This is a genomic window from Nonomuraea insulae, assembly GCF_042656245.1.
In genome coordinates, this window is sequence record NZ_JBHSPA010000016.1 from 38,938 (window position 1) to 59,555 (window position 20,618).

General features: G+C 69.4%; 22 protein-coding genes and 2 pseudogenes. 16 read left to right on the forward strand and 8 right to left on the reverse strand.

Annotated features, from left to right (window positions below):
• Positions 1-64: 64 nt before the first annotated feature.
• The 3 genes and pseudogenes from paaK to ACFPZ3_RS12125 form a co-directional block, all read right to left on the reverse strand.
• Positions 65-1,384 carry a phenylacetate--CoA ligase PaaK gene (paaK, locus tag ACFPZ3_RS12115; protein ID WP_379514124.1) on the reverse strand — a complete coding sequence of 440 codons (1,320 nt, stop codon included), beginning with the start codon at positions 1,382-1,384 and terminating at the stop codon, positions 65-67.
• Positions 1,381-1,494 (reverse strand): annotated as a pseudogene (locus ACFPZ3_RS12120) (phenylacetic acid degradation protein PaaD); the annotation flags it as partial. The gene paaK and the pseudogene ACFPZ3_RS12120, both read right to left, overlap by 4 nt.
• Positions 1,495-1,686: 192 nt before the next feature.
• The gene (locus ACFPZ3_RS12125) at positions 1,687-2,634 is read right to left on the reverse strand and encodes an alpha/beta hydrolase fold domain-containing protein (RefSeq protein WP_379514125.1); all 948 of its coding nucleotides are present in this window, start codon (positions 2,632-2,634) and stop codon (positions 1,687-1,689) included.
• A 167-nt stretch (positions 2,635-2,801) separates the two neighbouring features.
• On the opposite strand from ACFPZ3_RS12125, the gene ACFPZ3_RS12130 reads away from it, so the two are divergent.
• From ACFPZ3_RS12130 to ACFPZ3_RS12170, 9 genes are read left to right on the forward strand one after another with little or no spacing between them, the layout of a single operon-like run.
• A complete protein-coding gene (locus ACFPZ3_RS12130; RefSeq protein WP_379514126.1) occupies positions 2,802-3,881 on the forward strand; it encodes a hypothetical protein in 1,080 nt (359 codons plus the stop codon).
• Positions 3,878-4,996 carry a DUF5624 domain-containing protein gene (locus ACFPZ3_RS12135; RefSeq protein WP_379514127.1) on the forward strand — a complete coding sequence of 373 codons (1,119 nt, stop codon included), beginning with the start codon at positions 3,878-3,880 and terminating at the stop codon, positions 4,994-4,996. Before ACFPZ3_RS12130 ends, ACFPZ3_RS12135 begins: the two co-directional genes overlap by 4 nt.
• Positions 4,997-5,005: 9 nt before the next feature.
• Positions 5,006-6,211, forward strand: coding sequence for an amino acid ABC transporter substrate-binding protein (locus ACFPZ3_RS12140; protein ID WP_379514128.1), 1,206 nt, complete (start codon positions 5,006-5,008; stop codon positions 6,209-6,211).
• Positions 6,211-7,107: a branched-chain amino acid ABC transporter permease gene (locus ACFPZ3_RS12145; protein ID WP_379514129.1), complete on the forward strand. Its 897-nt coding sequence runs from the start codon at positions 6,211-6,213 to the stop codon at positions 7,105-7,107. The genes ACFPZ3_RS12140 and ACFPZ3_RS12145 overlap by 1 nt, the downstream gene beginning before the upstream one ends.
• Positions 7,104-8,828: a branched-chain amino acid ABC transporter ATP-binding protein/permease gene (locus ACFPZ3_RS12150; RefSeq protein WP_379514130.1), complete on the forward strand. Its 1,725-nt coding sequence runs from the start codon at positions 7,104-7,106 to the stop codon at positions 8,826-8,828. The genes ACFPZ3_RS12145 and ACFPZ3_RS12150 overlap by 4 nt, the downstream gene beginning before the upstream one ends.
• The gene (locus tag ACFPZ3_RS12155; RefSeq protein WP_379514131.1) at positions 8,825-9,538 is read left to right on the forward strand and encodes an ABC transporter ATP-binding protein; all 714 of its coding nucleotides are present in this window, start codon (positions 8,825-8,827) and stop codon (positions 9,536-9,538) included. Before ACFPZ3_RS12150 ends, ACFPZ3_RS12155 begins: the two co-directional genes overlap by 4 nt.
• On the forward strand, positions 9,535-10,281 hold the full coding sequence (locus ACFPZ3_RS12160) for an HpcH/HpaI aldolase family protein (RefSeq protein WP_379514132.1): 747 nt from the start codon (positions 9,535-9,537) through the stop codon (positions 10,279-10,281). The genes ACFPZ3_RS12155 and ACFPZ3_RS12160 overlap by 4 nt, the downstream gene beginning before the upstream one ends.
• A complete protein-coding gene (locus ACFPZ3_RS12165) occupies positions 10,278-11,108 on the forward strand; it encodes an amidohydrolase family protein (protein ID WP_379514133.1) in 831 nt (276 codons plus the stop codon). Before ACFPZ3_RS12160 ends, ACFPZ3_RS12165 begins: the two co-directional genes overlap by 4 nt.
• Positions 11,109-11,130: 22 nt before the next feature.
• On the forward strand, positions 11,131-11,709 hold the full coding sequence (locus ACFPZ3_RS12170) for a TetR/AcrR family transcriptional regulator (protein WP_379514134.1): 579 nt from the start codon (positions 11,131-11,133) through the stop codon (positions 11,707-11,709).
• Between the two features lie 105 nt (positions 11,710-11,814).
• On the opposite strand, the gene ACFPZ3_RS12175 is transcribed toward ACFPZ3_RS12170, so the two are convergent.
• Positions 11,815-12,087 carry a hypothetical protein gene (locus ACFPZ3_RS12175; protein ID WP_379514135.1) on the reverse strand — a complete coding sequence of 91 codons (273 nt, stop codon included), beginning with the start codon at positions 12,085-12,087 and terminating at the stop codon, positions 11,815-11,817.
• Positions 12,088-12,242: 155 nt separating this feature from the next.
• On the opposite strand from ACFPZ3_RS12175, the gene ACFPZ3_RS12180 reads away from it, so the two are divergent.
• From ACFPZ3_RS12180 to ACFPZ3_RS12210, 7 genes and pseudogenes are all read left to right on the forward strand, one after another.
• Positions 12,243-12,404 carry a hypothetical protein gene (locus ACFPZ3_RS12180; protein WP_379514376.1) on the forward strand — a complete coding sequence of 54 codons (162 nt, stop codon included), beginning with the start codon at positions 12,243-12,245 and terminating at the stop codon, positions 12,402-12,404.
• The gene (locus ACFPZ3_RS12185) at positions 12,332-13,585 is read left to right on the forward strand and encodes a sulfatase-like hydrolase/transferase (RefSeq protein WP_379514368.1); all 1,254 of its coding nucleotides are present in this window, start codon (positions 12,332-12,334) and stop codon (positions 13,583-13,585) included. Before ACFPZ3_RS12180 ends, ACFPZ3_RS12185 begins: the two co-directional genes overlap by 73 nt.
• 473 nt (positions 13,586-14,058) lie before the next feature.
• A complete protein-coding gene (locus ACFPZ3_RS12190) occupies positions 14,059-14,700 on the forward strand; it encodes a class I SAM-dependent methyltransferase (RefSeq protein ID WP_379514136.1) in 642 nt (213 codons plus the stop codon).
• A complete protein-coding gene (locus ACFPZ3_RS12195; protein WP_379514137.1) occupies positions 14,697-15,059 on the forward strand; it encodes an FtsX-like permease family protein in 363 nt (120 codons plus the stop codon). The genes ACFPZ3_RS12190 and ACFPZ3_RS12195 overlap by 4 nt, the downstream gene beginning before the upstream one ends.
• A 9-nt stretch (positions 15,060-15,068) precedes the next feature.
• On the forward strand, positions 15,069-16,334 hold the full coding sequence (locus ACFPZ3_RS12200; protein ID WP_379514138.1) for a sensor histidine kinase: 1,266 nt from the start codon (positions 15,069-15,071) through the stop codon (positions 16,332-16,334).
• A complete protein-coding gene (locus tag ACFPZ3_RS12205) occupies positions 16,306-16,974 on the forward strand; it encodes a response regulator (protein WP_379514139.1) in 669 nt (222 codons plus the stop codon). Before ACFPZ3_RS12200 ends, ACFPZ3_RS12205 begins: the two co-directional genes overlap by 29 nt.
• 131 nt (positions 16,975-17,105) lie before the next feature.
• A pseudogene (locus ACFPZ3_RS12210) lies at positions 17,106-17,344 on the forward strand (IS5/IS1182 family transposase); the annotation flags it as partial.
• Between the two features lie 172 nt (positions 17,345-17,516).
• Here ACFPZ3_RS12210 and ACFPZ3_RS12215 read toward each other — a convergent pair.
• From ACFPZ3_RS12215 to ACFPZ3_RS12230, 4 genes are all read right to left on the reverse strand, one after another.
• Complete coding sequence (locus tag ACFPZ3_RS12215; protein ID WP_379514369.1) at positions 17,517-19,016, reverse strand: carboxyl transferase domain-containing protein; 1,500 nt, start codon at positions 19,014-19,016, stop codon at positions 17,517-17,519.
• On the reverse strand, positions 19,016-19,351 hold the full coding sequence (locus tag ACFPZ3_RS12220; RefSeq protein WP_379514140.1) for a CoA transferase: 336 nt from the start codon (positions 19,349-19,351) through the stop codon (positions 19,016-19,018). The genes ACFPZ3_RS12215 and ACFPZ3_RS12220 overlap by 1 nt, the downstream gene beginning before the upstream one ends.
• Before the next feature lie 108 nt (positions 19,352-19,459).
• Entirely contained in the window at positions 19,460-19,609 is a 150-nt protein-coding gene (locus ACFPZ3_RS12225; protein WP_379514141.1) for a CoA transferase, read from the reverse strand.
• A gap of 115 nt (positions 19,610-19,724) precedes the next feature.
• The gene (locus ACFPZ3_RS12230) at positions 19,725-20,567 is read right to left on the reverse strand and encodes a fumarylacetoacetate hydrolase family protein (protein WP_379514142.1); all 843 of its coding nucleotides are present in this window, start codon (positions 20,565-20,567) and stop codon (positions 19,725-19,727) included.
• Positions 20,568-20,618 lie beyond the last annotated feature (51 nt).

Below are 20,618 nucleotides of genomic sequence, written 5' to 3' on the forward strand. Positions count from 1 at the left end.
AGGCTTATGGGCCGACGGAAGCTGGGCCCCGGAGGCGCGCCTCGGGACCGGCCCCATCCGGTGCTCACTGTGCGCGCATGTCCTTGACCCGGCGGAGCTTGCCGAGCGAGCGTTCGAGGGTGTCGTGGTCGACGACCGTCACCTCGACGGAGACGCCCACCCCGTCCTTGACGCCCTGCGCGACGGCCAGAGCCGCGGCCTCGCGCAGCGAGGGGCCGGCGCTGGGCTCTGCTTCGACGAGGACGGTCATGTGGTCCATGCGGCCGCGTCGCCTCAGCTCGATTCGGAAGTGCGGGGCGACACCGGGGGTACGCAGCACGATCTCCTCGATCTGCGTGGGGAAGACGTTCACGCCGCGCAGGATGATCATGTCGTCGCAGCGGCCGGTGATCTTCTCGATGCGGCGGAAGGCGGGGCGGGCGGTACCAGGCAGCAACCGGGTCAGGTCGCGGGTGTGGTACCGGATGACCGGCAGCGCCTCCTTGGTCAGGGAGGTGAAGACCAGTTCGCCGCTCTCGCCGTCGGGCAGGGCGTCATGGGTGAGGGGATCGACGATCTCAGGGTAGAAATGGTCCTCCCAGACGTGCAGGCCGTCCTTGGTGTCCACGCACTCCTGTGCCACGCCGGGGCCGATCACCTCCGACAGGCCGTAGATGTCGACGGCATGGATGTCCATGCGCTCCTCGATCTCACGGCGCATCTCCTCCGTCCACGGCTCGGCGCCGAAGATGCCGACCTCCAGCGAGCTCGATCGCGGGTCGACGCCCTGCCGCTCGAACTCGTCGAGAAGGGTGAGCATGTAGGACGGGGTGACCATGATGATCTCGGGCTTGAAGTCCTGGATGAGCTGCACCTGGCGCGCGGTCATGCCGCCGGAGGCGGGGATCACGGTGCAGCCGGCGCGCTCGGCGCCGCCGTGCGCGCCGAGGCCGCCGGTGAACAGGCCGTAGCCGTAGGAGATGTGCACCTTGTGGCCAGGGCGGCCACCGGCGGCGCGGATCGAGCGGGCGACCACGTCGGCCCACATCGACAGGTCGTTCTCGGTGTAACCGACGACCGTGGGGCGGCCGGTGGTGCCACTGGAGGCGTGGATGCGGCGGACGTCGGACATGGGCACGGCGAACATGCCGTACGGGTAGCTGTCTCGCAGGTCGGCCTTGGTGGTGAACGGGAATCGGGCAAGATCCTCCAGGGAGCGGCAGTCGCCGGGCTTGACCCCGGCGTCGTCGAACTTCTTCCGGTACGGCTCCACGTTCTCGTACGCGTGCTGGAGCGTCGCCTGCAGCCGGGTCAGCTGAAGCTCCTTCAGCTCCTCGCTCGTCAGGCGCTCGCCGTCGTCCAGAAGGCCGCCGGGCAGAGGCTCTCCCAGGCGTGCAAAGCTCATCTCGGCTCCTTCGTCTTGATACTGCTGCTGCGTCCCCGAAACTCCGCGATCACCTCGTCGCCTCGCATGACGACCACGTCGTAGATGCCACTGCGCCCGAACAGGGTGCGTCCCGCGCGGTCGCGAACAGGAAGAGCACAGGACGCCTCATCGGCGTCGAACATCGCCTCTGTCGAATGGGGAGGCACTTCTGTGGCCTGTGTCACGGTTTCCACCGCCTTGGCTCCCGACCGAACATTCGGTTGGCGTGCGCCAAGTAACCCAGAAGCACTATTTGCCTGTCAAGAGGGCGAAACGCGGATTCACGCCGGTCGGCCGCGCTGTGGCGCGCGGAGATGCTCGCGGAAGAACGACCCCAGCGTGCCGAAGCTCAGCGGAGGCTCGGTGCTGGTCACCGGCTCACCGCAGCGTTTCGACGTCTGCACGGTCCTGGCCGGGAAGGGCTCCGAGAGTCCCCCGCCGAAGGGAAAGAAGTGGTCCTGCCCGTGCAGTGTGAAGAAGCCGGCGCTTCCGCAGGCCTGCGTGAGCGCGGAGAACAGGAGCCGGCTCTGCTCAATGGGCACCACAGTGTCAGCGTCGCCGTGCCCGATGAGGAACGGCGGGGGCCGCCGCCCGGAGGCCAGATGGGTGATGGGGCTGGCCTGCCGCAGCAGAGCGGGAGGACACGACGGTATGCCGTCCGGGCAGCCGAGGTAGGCGGCCACCGCTCCCGCCAGGAGCGGGTCGTCAGCCAGCGCCGACAGATCCGTGGGCCCGGAAAGGTCCGCCACCGCCTGAACACAGCTGGAGGGGCCGCGTAGACCCACGGTGCCCTCCAGCGCGGGAACCCCGCAACTCGTCCCCGCCAGGGCGGCGAGCTGGCCACCCGCAGATCCGCCCCATACGCCGACCTGGCCGTTGAGGCCGTAGCGGAAGCCGGTGGCGCGCAGATAGCGGATCGCGGCCTTCACTTCGTGGATCTGCCGCGGGAACGTGGCGCTCGTGCTGAGGGTGTAGTTGACGGATGCGACGGCGAATCCCTGCGCGAGCAGCGATGTCCACTCGGGGATCCGCTGCAGCTCGCTCTTGTCTCCGGCGGACCAGCCGCCGCCGTGGATGTAGACGATCACGGGCACCCTCCTGACGCCCTTCGGTACGTACAGGTCGAGAACCTGCTGGCTGCCTCCGGAGGCGTAGGCCACATCGGAGTAGGTGATGTAGCCGTCCGCCTGCGCTGGAGCGACGAGATCACCGAGACAGGCCGTAGCCACCACCCCTAGGGCAGCTACGCGCCCGAGACACGCTTTCAGGGCTGGATGCACACTGATCTCCTCTCACAGTGAAGATGAATTCAAATTCAGCTCTTGGAAACGTCTTGTCAACCCCGACCTCGCCCCTCAGAATGAATCTGAATTCACATTCGCTGTGAGGGAGTCACATGTTCCTCGTGGAGTCGTGTCGCATTCGCACCTCGGGCGCCCGGGCAGTGGAGCCGTTCCAGGTCGACGGGCTCTCCCTGCTGGCCATCCCTCAGCTGGCCGTCGACGTCCCCGGGCAGCCACCCGGCATGAACGTCGGCGACAGCGACACCGAGCTGCGGGTGCTCCGCCGTACAGCCGAGGGTTTCGAGCCTTTCCAGAGCCTTCGGGTGCCGGGCGGTGAGGACGCGGAGTTCTTCCGGATCGGTGAACGGGCGTTCCTGGCGACCGCGAGCATCCGACGCGGCCAGGGCCTCTATGAGTTCGGTGTGGACTCCCAGCTGTACGAATGGGACGGCGCGCGCTTCGCGCCCTTCCAGAGCGTGCCCACCTTCGCGGCCAAGCAGTGGCGGCACTTCACGCTGGCCGATCAGCATTTCCTGGCCTTGGCACAGGGGGTCCCGCAGCCCGGGAACCAGCCGTCACAGATCTACCGGTGGGATGGACGGGCCTTCGAGCCGTTCCAGGAGATCACCTCCGAGCAGGGCTACAACTGGCATGCCTTCCACCTGGCGGAGCACGACTTCCTCGCCCACGCCGACCACCTCGCACCCTCCGTCCTCTACCGATGGGACGGATCCCGCTTCGCCGTACACCAGAAGCTGGCCGACCGGCACGGGCGGGCTTTCGCCTCCTTCAGCACCGACGGCGAGGACTACCTGCTGGTCGGCTGCATCGCCAGCCCGTCGCGGCTGCTGCGGTGGGACGGCGAGACCTTCGTCGAGCACGCGGTGCTGGAGGGGCTCGGCACCCGCGAGTTCGCGGTCCTGTACGGCGAGCGCGGCCTGTACGTGGTGCGCGTCAACTTCATCCACGGCACCCCCGCCGCGCCGACGACCGCGCTGAGCTCCCAGCTCTACCACTGGCAGGACGGGGGGCTGCGCGTCGTCGAGGAGTTCCCCACCAGCGGCGGCACGGACGTCGCCGTCTTCACCGACGACCGCGGGCCGCTCGTGGCGGTCTCCAACGGGCTCAGCCCCGACGTGCGGTTCGCCACCGAGAGCGTCGTCTACCGCTTCATCGAGCAGGAGCACCAGTGACCGAGGAGTTCATCCGGCTGTTCACCACCTACACCGCCGATCCGGACAGCATCGGCAGGAGGCTGGGCCGTGCCGTCGCCGATCGTTCCCGCAACGACCCCCTGATCGTCGCCACGGCCACCGACATCGCGCTTTACCCAGGAGATGGCAGACCGCCCACAGTCGCCGGATTCCGGCTCTCGACCAGGGGATTCAAGGAGCTGACGGCGATCTCCCACCTGGGTCCAGCCGTTGCTTCGCTGGTCAGGCTGCGCGAGCTGGGTGAGGAGTCGTGGCGGAAGTCCGCCGAGCGCCTGCTGGCCGAGGTCAAGGCGGCCCGCGCCGCCAACGGCATCGAGTTGTGGCGCGACCGGATCGCGGTCGAGGCCTACCGGGGCAGGGAGGGCGAGATCGCCGGCATGATCGACCATGCCTGCGCGGTGACCGTCCGCTACCTCACGGCCGCGCTCGACGACGAGGACTACCTGAGCGCCGAGACGCTCCGCCGCGACTACCTCGACGACGGCGTCAACTCCATGATGGTGGCCACGTTCTTCCTGGTCAGCCTCGACATCAGCTTCCGCATCACACGCTGGTTCACCGAGCAGGACCTGGACTGGGAGCGCGCCATGGTGGTGATCGCGGGCAGGCAGGGCCGCCCGACCGCGGGCGTCACCTGGAACACCAGCAGTGTGGCCACGATGATCCTCGCCGCCTCGCGCGGCCGCCTCGCGCTGGATCGTGTCTACATCGCCCCGCACGCGCCCACCTTCCCCTCCCCCAAGGACGGCGACCTCACCGAGGTGAGCGCGCTGGAGGAGGACCTGCGCACCCTGTGGTGCGGCACCAGGGCCACCGTCGAGCTCGGCGAGGTGATGTTCAACGGTTACCCCAGCTACGCCCCCGGCGCCTTCACGCTCCCGGACGTCTCCGACCCCGGTGTCACCGAGGTCAGCGAGATGCCGGCCATTCATTCGGCCGACGACATGCGGGCGCTGGTGACCAGGCTCCGCGTCGTGCTGGAGGACCCGAGGCAGCTGCTGTCCAGCTGCGTCACCGACTTCGCCGCCGCCTCCCTGGCGGCCGCGGGGAACGACCCCACCCAGGTAGCGGTGCCTGGGCTGAACACCCCCTGAGAGCAAACCATGACCATCGACCGGCGCTCGTTCCTCATCGGCGCATCACTGCTGTCGCTGTCCACTGCCTGCGCTTCGCAAGACTCCTCCACCTCCTCGGCGAGCACGCTCAAGATCGGCGCGTCACTGCCGCTCACCGGCCCGGCCGCGGACGTCGCCGACCCCGGCTACAAGGGCTACCAGGTCTGGCAGAACCAGATCAACGCGCGCGGCGGGCTCCTCGGCCGCAAGGTGGAGTTCGTCATTCTCGACGACGGCTTCGATCAGAACACCGTGGTCTCCAACTACAACCGGCTGATCACCCAGGACCGGGTGGATCTGCTGATCGGCACGTTCTCCTCCTTCCTCAACCTGCCCGCCTCGACCGTCGCCGACCGCAACCGCATGCTCTACATCGAGCCGTCCGGCGGCGCGGCGGACATCTTCTCGCGCGGCCACACCAGGCTGTTCTTCAGCCAGCCGGGCACCACCGACACCGCGCACCGGCCCTTCGCCGCCTACATCGAGGGGCTGAAGGTGCGGCCCGCCACCACCGCCTACCTCCACCAGGACGACCCCAGCACCGACGTGCCCGTCCAGAACCTCCAGAAGACCTTCGAAGCGCTCGGCATCAAGACCGTCTACGGGCAGAAGTACCCGCCGGACACCAAGAACTTCGACGCGATCGCCAACGCGATCCGGCAAGCCAACCCCGACCTGCTGGTGCACGGTGCGCTGGAGGTCGACGGCGCGGCCGTGGTCCAGGCCCTGCAGCGGGTCGGCTTCACCCCGTCGATCCTTTATCAGACCAGGGCACCCTCCAGCGTCAACACCTATCCGCAGGCCGTCGGCGCCGAGAACACCGAGGCCGTCTTCACCGCCGGCAGCTGGCATCCGGCCGCAAAGTACCCGGGCAACGCCGAGTTCGTCGCCGACTACCGCAAGCAGTTCAAGCAGGAGCCGAGCGAGGACGCCGCCAACTCCTACACCGCGGCGCAGGTGCTTCAAGCCGGTGTGCAGGCCGTCGGCAAGCTCGACCAGGACACGATCGCCGCCTGGCTGCACGCCAACACGGTCGAGACCATCGTCGGACCGCTGAAGTGGGACAAGCGCGGGGTGCCCGACGGCAGTCTGCTGTTGATGCAGTGGCAGGCAGGCAAGCTGGAGGTCGTCGCCCCGGCCTCGGCCGCAACCGTCCCCTCAGCGGTCGCCGCCAAGCCGAGCTGGGCGGCCTGATGGAGGCGGCGCTCTTCGGCCTGATGCAGGCGGTGCTCTTCGGCCTGCTGGTCGGCGGCGTGTACGCCCTGGCCGGCAGCGGCCTGACGCTGATCTTCGGCGTCATGCGCATCGTCAACCTGGCCCACGGCGCGCTCCTCATCGCCGGGGCCTTCCTCACCTACAGCATCTGCACGGCCACCGGCCTCGACCCCTTCGCGACGATCCCCGTCGTCGGCGTGGTGCTGTTCGGGCTGGGCCGGCTCATCCACAAGCTCGTCGTCCAGCGGGCCGAACGCGGCGGCGAGGGCACGATCATCCTGTCCACGCTCGCGCTCGCCATGATCCTTGAGGGGATCACCATCCTCATCTGGGGTCATGAACCCCACACCGTCGCCACCTCCTACGCCCGCGCCTCCATCCGGCTCGGCGACCTGGTCTTCCCCACGGCCCAGGTATACGGCTCGGCGTGCGCGCTGGCCCTGCTGGCGGCCTTGTACGTGGTGCTCAACCACACTTGGCTGGGCATAGCCGTACGCGCGGCCACGGCCAACCCGCAGGGCGCCGAGCTCGTCGGCATCCGGGTGGAGCGGGTCAACGTCGCCGCCTTCGCCTTCGGCGTCGCGCTGACCGGCGCGGCGGGCTCCATCCTGGCGGTCCTGTCACCCTTCACCCCGGACTCCGGAGACCAGTGGATCGGCCTGGGCCTGGCCATCGTGGTGCTCGGCGGCATGGGCAGCCTCGGCGGCGCGCTGATCGGCGCGCTGGTCCTCGGCGTGGCCGAGACCCTGACGGCCACCTACGGATCACCGGCGTGGGCCACCGCCATGCCCTTCGCCGTCATCGTGCTGACCCTCCTGCTGCGCCCGCAGGGGATCTTCGGCGTTCGAGTTCGAGAGGACGTGGTCAGCGCATGAGGATTCTTACCGTCGCGGGTGGCGCCGCCCTCCTGGCGCTGCCCGTGTTGTGGGGCGACGCCTACTACCTGAACATGCTCATCCTGATCTTCCTGATGGCCGTCATGGCCAGTTCCTGGAACATCATGGGCGGCTATAGCGGCTACATCTCCCTCGGGCAGAGCGCCTTCCTCGGCGTCGGCGCCTACACCACCGCCATCACGGCTGACGCATGGTCGATCTCCCCGTTCCTGGCCGCTCCCCTGGGCGGGCTCGCGGCGGGCACGCTCGCGGCCGTCCTCGGCCTGGTCACCTTCCGGGCCCGTGGCAACGCGTTCATCATGATCACATTCGCGATGCTCTACCTGCTCGGCATCGTGGCACTGAACTGGACGGCAGTCACCAACGGCAACGACGGCATGATCCTGCCCGCGCCGGCGTGGAGCAGGGACCACGCCCTCTGCCCCTTCTACTACAGCCTGCTCGGCCTGCTGATCCTGACGCTCCTGATGTCGAAGGCGATCGCCTCCTCCCGATTCGGCCTCGGACTGACGGCCATCCGCGAGGATGAGGAGAAGGCCGCGGGCATCGGCGTCAACACCTCGGCGGCCAAGCTCGCCGCCTTCGTGGCCAGCAGCGTGCCGATCGGCGTCGCGGGCGGCGTATACGGCTACTACCTGGGCTTCCTCGACTCCAGGACCATGTTCAGCGTCGTCACCAGCATCATGATCGTGCTCGCCGCCCTGCTCGGCGGCCCGGGCACGCTGTGGGGGCCGGTGCTGGGCGCCTTCCTGCTGGAACCGTTCTCCCAGCTGACCAACCAGCTGTTCACCGGCCCGGCCGCGGGCGCCTGGCGGCTGATCGTCTTCGGCGGGCTGCTCCTGGCCGTCCTGCTGTTCCTCCCCAAGGGCGTCATTCCCGGGGTACGGCAGGCGCTGGCCAGAAAACGCCCGGCCGCGGTGGGCAAACGCCTGGCCCTCGCCGCCGTCCCGCCCTGGCTCGCGGTCGGTGACGGCGCCCGGCTGGAGGTTGCCGATGTGCGGAAACGCTTCGGCGGTCTCACCGTCCTGGACGGGCTGGACCTCACCGTCGAGCCCGGCTCGATCACCGGGCTGATCGGGCCGAACGGATCCGGCAAGACCACGCTGTTCAACCTGATCGACGGCGGGATGAAGCCGGACGGCGGCACGATCCTGCTCGACGGACGGCGGATCGACGCCTCCAGCCGGTGGGCGCGCAGCCGCTCCGGGCTGGGCCGTACCCACCAGATCACCAGGTTGTTCCCGAATTTGTCGGTGCTGCGGAACGTCGTCGCCGGGTCCGACGGGTCCTGGGCGGCTCCGGCGATCACCGGCGCTCAGGCCGCCAGGGGCGCCGAACTCCTCGACCTCGTCGGGCTCGCCGACTACCGCGACCTCCCCGTCGGCGAGCTCTCGTATGGCCAGCAGAAGCTCATCGAGCTGATCCAGATCCTCATGCTCCAGCCCCGCCTGGTGCTGCTGGACGAACCGGCGGGCGGCATCAACCCGACGCAGGTTGAGCAGATGGGCGCTCTCATCCGCGAACTCAACCGCGCTGGGACCACCTTCCTGATCGTCGAGCACAACATGCCCTTCGTGCTGGGGCTCTGCGACACGGTCCACGTCCTGGCGGGCGGGCGCCGCATCGCCTCCGGCACTCCGCAAGAGGTACGGAGCGACCCGCTGGTGCTGGACGCCTACCTGACGGGAGCGGCCCAATGATCTCGATGACCGGCGTCTTCGCCGGGTACGGCGGCGGCGACGTGCTGCAGGGGCTCGACCTGAACGTGGCCCCCGGCTCGGTGACCTGCATCGTCGGGCCCAACGGCGCGGGCAAGTCCACCGTGCTGCGGACCATCAGCGGCCTGCTCGCACCACGCTCAGGCGCGATCCGCTTCGGCGAACGCGACATCGCCGGCCTGCACCCCGCCGAGCTGATCAAGGCGGGGATCGTGCAGGTGCCGCAGAAGAACGGCCTGTTCCCGGCGATGACCGTCACGGAGAACGTGCTGCTCGGCGGCTACCTGCGCCGCCGTGAGAAGGCGTATCTCCAGGAGCGTCTGGCCCGGCTCGCCGAGCGTTTCCCGATCATCGCCGAGCGGGGCGGCGAGCCTGCGGGGAACCTGTCCGGCGGGCAGCGGCGCACCGTCGAGTTCGCCAGGGCGCTCGTGCTGGAACCGGCGATGGTGCTGCTGGACGAGCCGTCACTGGGGCTCGACCCACGCTCACTCGGCCTGGTCGCAGACACCGTGAACGCCATGCGCGACAGCGGCGTCACCGTGCTCATCGTGGAGCAGAACGTGCGCTTCGGACTCGGGATCGCCGGCCACGGCGTCGTCATGGAGAGCGGCCGCGTGCTCATGACCGACTCCGCCCGGACGATTCTCGACGACCCGGAAATGGGCGCGCTGTTCCTGGGAGGCGCCCTGTGAACGCCTTCCTGGAGCGGCTGCGGGGAGGGTTGCCGACGCTCATGCTCGGCATCCGCGGCAGCCGTACCTCCGAGGTCGTCCGGATGGCGCACGCGACCGGCCACCACGCGATCCTGGTCGACCTCGAACACTCCACCATGTCCACCGACGTGGCCGCGCAGCTCTGCTCGGCCGCCGACAGCCTGGGGATGACGCCGCTGGTGCGCGTGCCGGAGCGTGAATACGGCATGATCGGCCGGCTCCTGGACGGCGGCGCCCACGGCATCGTCGCCCCGCGGATCGAGACGGCCGACGAGGCGCGGCAGATCGCCCGAGCCTGCCGGTTCCCGCCGCGCGGCCAGCGCTCGCAGACCGCCCAGGTACCGCAGTACGGCATGCGTCCGGTGCCCGCCAAGGAACTGAATCCGGCGCTCGACGCCGCCGCCGTGGTGCAGATCCTCATCGAGACCCCTCTGGGTATCGCCAACGCCCACGAGATCGCCCAGGTGGACGGCGTGGACATGCTCGCGATCGGCGCCAACGATCTCACCGCCGAGCTCGGCGTGCCCGGCAGCTACGACGATCCGCGGGTGCTGGACGCGATCGCCACCGCGGCCGCGGCCTGCCGTGCCCACGGGAAGTTGCTGGTGGTCGGCGGCATGCCCGCGGCCGGTCTCGCCGGCGTCTGCCCGCTCCGGATCACCGGGATGGACTCCGGTCTGCTCTTCCACGCCATCGACTCCGCCGCGAAGGACGCGTCATGACTCCCCTTGAGACCACACCCTTGCGTGCCACGACGAGTAACAGCCGGCCGGGCTTCACGATGCCACCGCTGAGCTGTGACGCCCACTTCCACGTGTTCGAGCCCGGTTACGCACATGTGCCCGAGCCGCTGTACACCTTTCCCGAAGGGACGCTCGACCAGTACCTGCGCCTGACGGAGTGGCTCGGCATCGAGCGGATGGTGCTGGTGCAGCCGACCTTCTACGGCACCGACACCAGCCTGCTGCTCGACGTGCTGCGCAAGGTGGGGACGCGCTGCCGCGGCGTGGTCCGGATCGAGGACTCCGTGACCGACGCCGAGCTCGATCGTTTCCATGAGGCGGGGGTGCGGGCGATCAGGCTCGACCTGTTCGCCCGCGCGTCGTGGCCCACCGACGAGCTCATCGCCTACATCCGTGCGATGGCCGAGCGTGCCCGGCCACGCGGCTGGCACCTGCAGTTCTACACACCAGGCGCGGTCGTGCGGACCCTGCTGCCCTTCCTCACCGTGTTCGAGCACCCCTTCGTCATCGACCACATGGGCTACGGGATGGACCTCGACGGGCTTCTGCGGCTGCTCGCGGGCGGGCACTGCTACCTCAAGCTGTCGGGACCGTACCGGTGGAAGACGGATGTGGCGCCGCTGGCCCGCGCGCTGGTCGAGGCCCGCCCCGACCGGCTGCTGTGGGGCTCTGACTGGCCGCACCTGCCCGACGGGCAGCGCGACACCGGTGAGCTGCTGAACCTGCTGGGCGACTGGGCGCCCTCCCCCGAAGATCGCCACCAGATCCTGGTCGAGGCGCCCAACCGGCTGTTCTATGAGCAGTAATCTCGGTGGCGGGAGGTATCTGGTGAAGTCCAAGCGCACCGAGGCAGAGCTCAAGGACGCCGCGCGGCGTCTGCTGACCCGCAAGAGCTATGCCGAGATCAAGATCACCGATATCACCGCGGAGGCGGGGAAAGCGGTGGGGTCGTTCTACCGCTACTTCGAGGACAAGGACGCCCTGCTCACCTCGCTGGCCGGTGACTTCCAGACGGCGCTGCGCTCCCACGTCGTCGAGCAGCTCGGCCACGAGCACGTGCTCTCCACGACCGACGACATCCGCCACCACGTCCGGGCGTACTGGTCCACCTACCGCGAACACCTGCCGGAGATCGTCGGCATCTACCAGGCATCCATGTCCAACGGAACCTTCCGCCACATCCACGACGAGCTGCGCCAGCGCCACGTGGAGCACTGGACGCGCCACATCCTCGACACCGGCACCCCGGCGGCCGGGAGCGAGGACAAGGCCCGGCTGGCGGCGCTCGCGATCTCGTGCATGCTGGAGTCCTTCTGCTACCACCGCCTCGCGGAGAGCCCGGGAGGCGACGACGACGAGGCCATCGAAACCCTGACCCAGCTGATCGCCAGAGGCTTGCTGGGCTGACCGCCGGCGAAGGGACTCGTCAACTCGGTGGCCGACTGCGGTGGGGGCACGCCGAGCGGCTCTGGCTTGTGGCGTTGTCGCGGCTGATCCACCGCTGCCGCACGGCTATGCATCCCGTACCGCCGCCGTGGGCTGGTCCGCGACGACCGGCGGAGTCTGAAGGTCGCGCGCCTTGGGCAGACGCGGGATCCATGCCTGCCCGATGACGACGGCGACCACGGCCAGCGCCAGGACGGCCCCGAAGACGTAGGCCGAATGCGCCACCAGAAGAGTGGGCACGACCACGGCCACCAGTGCGGTCACCACGCGCGCGAACGCCAGGGTGAGGCCCTGGCTGGAGGTGCGCAGCAGGGTCGGGACCAGTTCCTGGGACCACACCTTGTACAGGGGGCTCGCCGGCGAACTGACTGCCGACGCCGAACAGGAACGTGATCGCGAGCACGGCAGGCTGCGACGGGCCCAACAACGCGATCGGCGCCCATCCGAGCAGGATGAGGACGGAGCCGACCACAGTCCAGGCACGCCGGGCACTCGTGTCGACGACACGCATGAACAACGTGCTCGCCAGCATGCCGGCGGCGAGGCCGACCAGGCCGATCATGGAGTACACCTCGACGTCGCCGTGGGTCATCTTCGTCCAGATGAGCGCGCCGTACTTGCCGAAGATGCCGGCTCCGACGTTCCAGCAGGTGTAGTACAGGGCCGTCGCGATCAGCCGTACTTCCTCACCCTCTCCTACGGGCCGCCCCACTTCCCGCTGGACTCGGCGCCGCCGAAATGCCAGGCCATGTACCGGGACCGCGACCTCGAACTGCGCCCCAACGTTCCAGAGGACAAGCGTGAGCAGGCCGAGGCCGATCTCCGGGGCTACTACGCGCACATCGCGGCCATCGACGAATGCTTCGGGGACCTGATCCGGGCGGTGGACCACGGCGGAGGGAACGACACGATCGTCGTGTTCACCTCCGACCACGGCGACATGATGTGGTCGCAGGGGCTGGAGTACAAGCTCTCACCGTGGGAGGAATCGATCCGGGTCCCCCTGCTCGTCCGCCACCGGGGAACGCTCGCCCCGCGCCGCAGCCCGGCCCTGTTCAACTCCCCGGACCTGATGCCGACCCTCCTGGGGCTCGCCGGACTGCCCATCCCGGACTCGGTTCAGGGCGCCGACTTGTCACGGAATCCCGCTCCGTCCACGGCGTTCCTGTCCGTGCCGGCCGCCTTCTCCTCGCTGCGGTGGACCGGGTTCTCCGAGTATCGAGGCGTCCGCGACGGCCGCTACACCTACGTGCGATCCGCGCAGGGGCCCTGGCTGCTCTACGACAACGTCGCCGATCCGTACCAGATGGACAACCGCTGCGGCGATCCCGCCCTGGCCGACGTGCGGACGCGCATGGAGGCCGAGCTCGACCGCTGGCTCGACCACCTCGGCGACGACTTCCTGCCCGGCGACGTCCATCTCCGCCGCGACGGACTCGATCACTACTTCGAGGTGAACGAACCCCTGGGTTACACCAACAGCCCCTGGAAGGACTGGACCTCCACCATCCCCCGCGGACGCCTTTGGTCGGTGGACACTCCAATCGACCTGCTGATCACAGTCCCAGAAGCTAGGGAGATCATCGCGCGCACCTGCCCGGCGCTCCTGGAGCCCCCGACCCTGTCCCGATTCGCCGGTGACTCGCCTCGGGTGGTGAGCATGCTGCACCCCAGCATCCTCGAACCGGCCCGGCTGAGCACGATCGACGTGTTGCTCACATCGCTTCCACCCCGGGACGCCGGCCCGGTCGACCAGGTGGCCGTCGGCCGAGGCTCGGCGGCCCACAGCCGGCGGCCGGAGTGGTTCGACGCCGGCTCCGTTCCGGCCTCCCCGTAGCCAACGTGGTCGAAGGGCAGCTCGACGACCTCGATATCCTCGGCCGCGCTTCTAGTTCGTGACCAGGCGAATCGACCGTCACCGTCAGTCCGCTCGCCTTGCCCACCAGGCGGTTCGTGACCAGCACTGCTTCTCGTAGCGGTCCTCTCGGCCCGTTCCCAGCGCAGGTCAGAGATCGATCGGCTGCGCTACCTGTGCGACCGAGTCGTGCGCGGCGCCGGTGTGATGAGCGCCTTGTCGGGGATCGGCCGAACGGCCGAGGCCGCGGGCCTCGACCCCTACTCCAGAGGCAGGTGGCCGCGGGTCCTTCATTCCTAGCGTGGCCTGGCGTACGGCCATGCCGGCCTCATGCCTCAAGGAGTGAACGTGCCCTTCGCCGATGCCTGCACCCACGCCCGTCCCGCCGTCGCCGGGCGATCTCCAAGTAAGAGCCCCGACGGGGACATGTGCGCCATGTCCGAGGGAGCAGCGCCGTGGGCTTGATCCGCGCGCTGCTCAGCCGGGCGCACGGTGGAGTGTTCACCTTGCTCACCCTTGTCCCCGCTCCAGGTCAGGGACGGATCCTGCGCCGCTACTTCGACTGGTGGCATCGCAATCCCGACCCGTGGGGGTACGCCACCGAGAGCTACGAGCTTTTCAAGTATCGGCGCACCCTGGAGGTCCTGCCGGCTTCCGGATATCGCACGATCTTGGATGTGGGATGCAGCGAGGGCCTGTTCACCCGCCAGCTGGCCGAGGCTTACCCCGACGCTCGCGTCACCGGCCTGGACATCTCCGAGCGGGCGTTGAGCCGCGCTCGTGCCGGTGCGGCGCGTTCCGGGATCCGCTTCCTGGCCATGGATCTGCTGGCCGAGCGTCCCGAGGGCGTGTTCGATCTGGTCGTGTGCGGCGAGATGCTATACTACCTGGGTGGCGGCGCCCGGCTGCGGCTGGCGTCGAAGCGGCTGAGCTCTCTGATAACCGTCGGCGGATTCCTGGTCCTGGTCCATCCCTGGCCTGGCGCTCGGCGCCTGTACCGGTACCTGGACGGCGACCTGCTCCTCAAAGCGGCCGGTGAGCACGTGGAGGAGTTCTCCGGACAGCGCTTCGCCATCACCCTCTACCAGCGGGTGTGAGCAGGTCGCTGTCGATCCGGGAACGCACCCGCGAGTCGGCGCTGCTGCGCGCGCTGGACCCGACCACGGCGCAGTTGCGCGGCATGCTGTCGGTCGAGGCGCTGGTTCTGGGCCTGAGCGGCGCGCTGATCGGCGCGCTGATCGGCGCGGTCGTGGGTGCGCTGATCGGCGCGGTCGTGGGTGCGCTGTTCGGCTGGGCGGCCATGCAAACCATGGCCGAGGACGCGCTGTGTCGCATCCCGGTCGGTGGCGCAGGTGATCGCCTTCGTGGCGCTGTCGGGCGTCGCGGGCGTGCTGGCCGCCGTCCTACCGGCCAGCACGCCCAAGCATCGATCGTCGGCTCGCCGGCCAGCGGATAGCCTGCCATGGTGACTCTATACTCGCTGGTCAGGGGGCTGGTCCCGCGCTGGCGGGAGCCGGTGTGGACCAGTCGTCGCAGCAAAGCCTGGCTGGTCGCGGCCGCCGTGGTCGTGGGCTGGGGGCAGGTGCCGCGGTGGCTTTCGACAGCCGAGCCGCGGCTGGGCGGCGGGCTCGCCGTGTGGCTGCTCGTGGCGATGCTGGCGGCCATCGTGGTGGCCGTTTACGCCCCGCTGAGCGCCGCCGTCGTGGCCCTGACGGCCGCGGTCCTGATCGTCAGGCTCACCGCCGACAGCGGCTGGGGGGAACTGCCCTGGCCGCCGACGGTCCTGATCACGCTGTGCTGGGTGCTGCTCCTGGTCACCTTGCGGCGCTCCTTCCTGACCTCGCTCACGCTGTGGCTGGCAGCCGTCCTGCTCGGCCTGGTGGCCAACCTGGCCACCACCGGCCACATCGTCGGTGGCGACCAGCTCTCCATGATCGCCGTAACCGCGCTGATATGGGTGGTCGGCGTCCTGACCCGCGACCGGCAACAGGCTCACGGCGACCTGCTCGAACACGAACGCGCGACCGCAGTCGTGCGGGCCGAGCGCGTACTGCTGGAGGAGCGGGCACGGATCGCCAGGGAGCTGCACGACGTGGTGGCCCACCACATGTCCGTCATCACGACCCGAGCCGACAGCGCGACCTACCGTCTCACCGGCCTCCCCGACGCCGCCGCGGCCGAGTTCACCCAGGTCGCCGACGAGGCACGACAAGCCCTGACCGAGATGCGCAGCCTGCTGCGCGCGCTACGCGGCAGCACGGGCCGGCCCGAATACGAACCGCAGCCCGACCTGTCCCGGCTGGACGAGCTGATCGCCGCTCACCGGGCCGCGGGCAGCGACGTGGAGCTGGCCGTCGACCTCCCACCCGGCGCCATGTCCGACGCCCTGCCCGCCGACCGGCAACTGATCGCCTACCGGGTGATCCAGGAAGCGCTGGCCAACGCCGCCCGGCACGCGCCCGGCGCAGCCATCCAGGTCGACCTCACGCGTGAGACCGACGGCCTGCGCGTGTCAGTGGTCAACCGGCCTGCGCCCGAAGCCAGGCCCGCGACCGGCCGTGAACCGGCCGGACACGGACTGGTCGGCATGCGCGAACGGCTGAACCTGACCGACGGCACCCTGCGGGCCGGACCTACCCTGGACGGCGGATACCAGGTCAGCGCCTGGATACCCCTGCCGGCCGTGACCAAGGAGACAAACCATGACGATCCGGGTGATCATCGCCGATGACCAGGCGATGGTACGGGCCGGTTTCGCGGCCATCCTGCAGGCACAAGACGACATCGACGTGGTCGGCGAGGCCGGCGACGGCAGGCAGGCGATCGAGTTGTCCGAGCGCCTGCACCCCGACATCGTCCTGATGGACATCCGCATGCCCCACATGGACGGGCTGCAGGCCACCCAGCACCTCATGGCCGGCCGCCGCGCGCCGCGGGTCCTCATCTTGACCACCTTCGACGTCGACGAATACGTCTACGACGCGCTGCTGGCCGGCGCCAGCGGATTCCTGCTCAAGGGCGCCAGGCCCGAGGAACTGACCGCCGCTGTCCGGGTGATCGCCGCCGGTGACGCCCTCCTGTCGCCTTCCATCACCCGCCGCCTCATCGCCGACTTCACCCGGGCGCGAGCGGTGAACGCCACCCCCTCCCCGCAACTCGACGTCCTGACCCCGCGCGAAAGACACGTGCTGACTCTGATGGCGCAAGGGCTGTCCAACACCGAGATCGCCGCCGCGCTGTTCATCGCAGAACAGACCGTCAAGGCGCACGTCAGCAGCATCTTCACCAAACTCGGCCTACGCGACCGAGCCCAAGCGGTCGCCTTCGCCTTCCACAGCCGACTCATCCCCCTCCAACCAAGTCCGCGCTAGCGATCTGCAGCCCCTGCGCTCCTTCGCCGAAGGGCTGCTCATCGACTACGACGCCATCATCGCCGGGTCTACCCTGCCCTTTTGGCCGCCGGCGGGGAGAGGATCCGTGATTCATGCGCCCCAGAACGTGGCAGCCGCCGGTGGAGCCCTCCCGGGCCGAGCAGCTGGCGATCATCTTGCAGGCCTACGTGGGGGTCTCCGACGATGAGGTGATCGAGGCCACCCTGATGGACCGGCGCTGGCAGCCGGTGCTGGACTGCCTGAACACTGAACGGCCGCCGTTCGCCAAGGGCACCCTGGTCGGTTTCGGCTGATCGCGGCGAACCTGGACCGGCGGCTGATCGAGCGGAGCATCGAGATCGCCTCAGCCAGGGACGATCACGCGCCGACAGGGGCGGGGGCCTGCGTGGCCATCGCCGCGCAGGTCCGTAGCCACGACGTCACCATCGCCGCCGACGGCACAGAAGCCCCAGCTCACACCCCAGGCTCGAATTTCGAGCGGCACAAGCAGTGCGCGCCCAGAAGGCCGCTGCCACGCCGACTCACTCCGGCATCGGTCTGGCCGCGGCCCCGCACCGATCGTGCCATCCGGTTCCACGATCTTGCGGAAGGTGGGCGAGCTGCTGGTGAAGCTGCGACCCGATCGCCGCCGACACCCTCCTGCAGAAGTCTTCGGGGTTCTCATGTGCGGGAACGGGTTCGGGCACGACCACCCGCACGACCCCGTCCACGAGCAGATCGTGGGAGCCGACACGTTGCCTGCGTGCCGTGTCGGCCGCCAGCCGGGTGTCGCCGTACAGGATCACGCTCGCGCCCTCTGGCGGCAGCGGCGACAGCCACGCGTGCTCGGCGGCGATGCACACCTGGCTGGGCAGCAGGGCGAGTGCTCCCCCGCCGCAGCCCTCCCCCAGGAGAACCGACACCGAGGGCACGGTGAGCTGGACGAGGTCGGCCAGGCACCGTGCGATCTCGCCGGCGAGAGCCCGCTCCTCCGCCGCCGCAGAAAGCTCGGCGCCGGGGGTGTCGATGACGCAGACCAACGGCCGCCCCAGCTCTTGGGCGACATGAATGCCGCGGCGCGCGGCACGCAGATCGTCAGGGCCGAGCGAGCCGCCACCAGCCTGAGCACGTCGGTCCTGACCGATCAGCACGCACCCGACCCCCTGAAAAGAGGCCAGGGCGCACACCATGTGCCGGCCGGGCTCACCCGCACCCGTCCCCGACAGGGCGACGACGTTGTCGGCCCCGATGCGCAACAGCTCACGGACCCCTGGACGGTCAGGATGACGGCTGAGCCGGATCGAGTCCCAGGGATCCCTCGGGCATACCGCCACAGAAGTGTCCGAAATCCGTGGCCGGGACCCGCGCACGGGCCCGGCCAGCAAAGCGAGTGCCTTCGTGGCGATCTCGACCAGCCGGTCAGGGGGCACGACCGCATCGATGATCCCCTTGGCGACCAGGTTCTCGGCCACCTGCACACCACCGGGAAACGGATGGCCTTCGATCGCCTCATACACCGAGGGGCCCAGGAAGCCGATCAACGCGCCCGGCTCCGCGACGGTGACGTGCCCGAGGGACCCCCACGACGCGAACACCCCTCCCGTAGTGGGGTGCCGCAGATACACCAGGTACGGCAGCCCGGCCGCCTTGTGCTCGACGACAGCTCGGGAGATGTCCACCATCGTGACGAAGGCCGGCGTGCCTTCCTGCATGCGGGTGCCTCCGGAGGAGGTCGCGGCGAGGAGGGGCAACCGCTCGGCCGTCGCGCGGCGCACGGCCGCCACGATGCGCCCGGCCGCGTCACGACCGATCGACCCGCCGAGGAAGCGGAACTCACTGACGATGAGCGCCACCTCGTGCCCCCCGATCCGGGCCCGGCCGGTGACCACGGCCTCGTCCGTTCCCGACCGTTCCCGAGCCCGCGTCAGTGCCTGCTCGTACAGGGGGTCCCGGTCAGCGGGCACGACGGGAACGTCCCACGAGTGCCAGGATCCCGGGTCGGCGTTCGCCTCGATCAGCTCGAGGGCTCCCAACGGGCGCATCATGAGGCCTCGGCGCCGACCCAGCGCAGCGCCGGCTCCCGGTACTGGTCGAGAATGGGCGGCGGCCGGTGCCTGATCCAGGTGCGCTCCTGCCTGGACGGTTCGAAGCAGCGCAACGGTGGCCCGGGCAGCGTGAGCGTGCCCAGGGTCTCGTGCGTGACATCGATGAGCGCGCCCTGGCTCAGGGTCTGCTCCCAGGTGCAGACCTCGTCCAGGGTGCGCACCCGGCCAGCCGGGATGCCCATCTCGTGCAGCCGTTCGAGCAGGTCATCGGCACCCCAGCCGGCGAAGGCCCGCTCGACCGGGTCACGTGACGCGGCACGTTGGGCGTTCATCGCCATACCCAGCGTACGACCTGGCCTCGTCCGGTCGACTCCCGCTGGCGTAGCGCCGGGACGCCATAGGCGCCGTACACGCCAGCGAGCGTCCCGAACCACTGCGGGTCATCCGGCACCGATCCGGTCAAGGACATCAGCCCCCCCTCGCCCCAGACCCGGCGGGCCGCCGTCGTGGCCGAAGCCGGTGATCGACAGCTGCACGAGCCGCGGATTGAGCTCTCCGAGCACGTCGGCGCCGAGCCCGAAGCGGCCCATGACGCCGGTCCATGACACCGATCTGTCGAGGCGCGCGAGGGGCCGACCACGAGCACGCCCTTGAGCGGCCCGGCCGCTTCGGACCCCCGAGATCCACGAGATCCCCGAGAGGCGCTCATACGGACGCGCCCGAGGGCGGCGCCTTGTGGCGCGCCTGGTTGGCCACGATCGGGTTACGCAGCACGCCGAGGCGCTCCACCTCGACCTCTACCTCGTCGCCGGGTCGCAGGAGCCACGGTGGTGTGCGGGTGTAGCCGACCCCGGACGGGGTTCCGGTGGCGAGCAGGTCGCCGGGGCGAAGGGTCAGGGTCCGGCTGATGAGCGAGAGCGTGTCGCCGACCGTGTAGACCATCTCGTCGGTACGGCCTTGCTGCACCACCGTGCCGTTCACCCGCGTTTCCACCGTGAGCCCGTCACGCAGGTCGCCCACTTCGGCAGCGGGCACCAGCGGTCCGAGTGGACCGGAACGGTCTCCGTTCTTGCCCAGTGTCCACTGGGAGGTGAGCTTCTGCGCCCGGCGCGAGGTCACGTCGTTGAACACGGAATAGCCGACCACGGCCGCCAGGGCCTTCTCCGGCGTGGCGTCGACGAGGGTCTCGCCGACCCAGGCCGCCACCTCACCCTCCCAGTCCACACCGGCCTCGTCGGACGGCACCGGGATACCCGCGCCTCCGACGGTGAGCGAGCTCGGCCATCGTGCGAACAGGGTGGGGTGTCGGGGCGCACCGTCGCTCGCGTAGGGTCCCTCCGCGAGGTGCTTGAGGTAGTTCAGCCCGATGCAGATGACTTTCGCGCCGGGCAGCACCGGAGGGACGAGTTCGACATCGTCCAGCGGCAGGATGACCTCCGTCTGGCCGATGGCCCGCTCACCGGCCAGCCAGCGTCGAGGTTCAGCCCAGAACTCCTCCAGTCCTGCGAGGACTGCGACCTGAAGACCGTCGTCCGTGAGGGTCCCCACGTGGACTGATCCGTCGCTATGGCGCAACCCCACGATGCGCATCGCCATTCG

Excerpts from the sequence above, each read along its gene's own strand:
- ACFPZ3_RS12155 (WP_379514131.1), top strand. The coding sequence starts at position 8,825 with ATGATCTCGATGACCGGCGTCTTCGCCGGGTACGGCGGCGGCGACGTG.
- ACFPZ3_RS12145 (WP_379514129.1), top strand. The coding sequence starts at position 6,211 with ATGGAGGCGGCGCTCTTCGGCCTGATGCAGGCGGTGCTCTTCGGCCTG.
- ACFPZ3_RS12215 (WP_379514369.1), bottom strand. The coding sequence starts at position 19,016 with ATGCGCCCGTTGGGAGCCCTCGAGCTGATCGAGGCGAACGCCGACCCG.
- ACFPZ3_RS12130 (WP_379514126.1), top strand. The coding sequence starts at position 2,802 with ATGTTCCTCGTGGAGTCGTGTCGCATTCGCACCTCGGGCGCCCGGGCA.
- paaK (WP_379514124.1), bottom strand. The coding sequence starts at position 1,384 with ATGAGCTTTGCACGCCTGGGAGAGCCTCTGCCCGGCGGCCTTCTGGAC.
- ACFPZ3_RS12150 (WP_379514130.1), top strand. The coding sequence starts at position 7,104 with ATGAGGATTCTTACCGTCGCGGGTGGCGCCGCCCTCCTGGCGCTGCCC.
- ACFPZ3_RS12220 (WP_379514140.1), bottom strand. The coding sequence starts at position 19,351 with ATGAACGCCCAACGTGCCGCGTCACGTGACCCGGTCGAGCGGGCCTTC.
- ACFPZ3_RS12165 (WP_379514133.1), top strand. The coding sequence starts at position 10,278 with ATGACTCCCCTTGAGACCACACCCTTGCGTGCCACGACGAGTAACAGC.
- ACFPZ3_RS12205 (WP_379514139.1), top strand. The coding sequence starts at position 16,306 with ATGACGATCCGGGTGATCATCGCCGATGACCAGGCGATGGTACGGGCC.
- ACFPZ3_RS12225 (WP_379514141.1), bottom strand. The coding sequence starts at position 19,609 with ATGGGCCGCTTCGGGCTCGGCGCCGACGTGCTCGGAGAGCTCAATCCG.
- ACFPZ3_RS12140 (WP_379514128.1), top strand. The coding sequence starts at position 5,006 with ATGACCATCGACCGGCGCTCGTTCCTCATCGGCGCATCACTGCTGTCG.